The organism is Faecalibacterium sp. DFI.5.82 (assembly GCF_029076575.1).
GTDB lineage: Bacteria > Bacillota > Clostridia > Oscillospirales > Ruminococcaceae > Faecalibacterium > Faecalibacterium duncaniae.
Window position 1 is genome coordinate 1 of sequence record NZ_JARFIS010000171.1, and the last position, 352, is coordinate 352.

Annotated in this window: 1 protein-coding gene; it reads left to right on the forward strand. The window is 59.7% G+C overall.

Annotated features, from left to right (window positions below):
* Positions 1–29: 29 nt before the first annotated feature.
* Positions 30–341, forward strand: coding sequence for a LysR family transcriptional regulator (locus P0G09_RS16105; protein WP_275253165.1), 312 nt, complete (start codon positions 30–32; stop codon positions 339–341).
* Positions 342–352: the final 11 nt, after the last annotated feature.

Sequence of the window (352 nt, forward strand, 5' to 3'; positions counted from 1 at the left end):
GGATAAAAACGCCAAAAGGAGAGAAAAAGTTGAACATTACAGAACTGCGGTATCTCGTCGCCATCATGGAATGCGGATCTGTGAGTGCGGCGGCAAAGCGGCTGTATGCCACTCAGCCCAACGTGAGCAAGGCGCTGAAAAATCTGGAAGAAGAATACCATCTCCGCATTTTTGAGCGGTCATCCACCGGCATGATCCCCACGGAGCAGGGGCGGCACTTCATCGAGCAGGCCGAGCGGGTGCTGCGGGAGGTGGACCGGCTGGACCGGAGCGTGCAGGAGGAGCAGGAGCGCTGCGCCGAACTGCGGGTACTGATCCCCCACGCCACCTATGCCTCCTAGGCGGCGGTGGA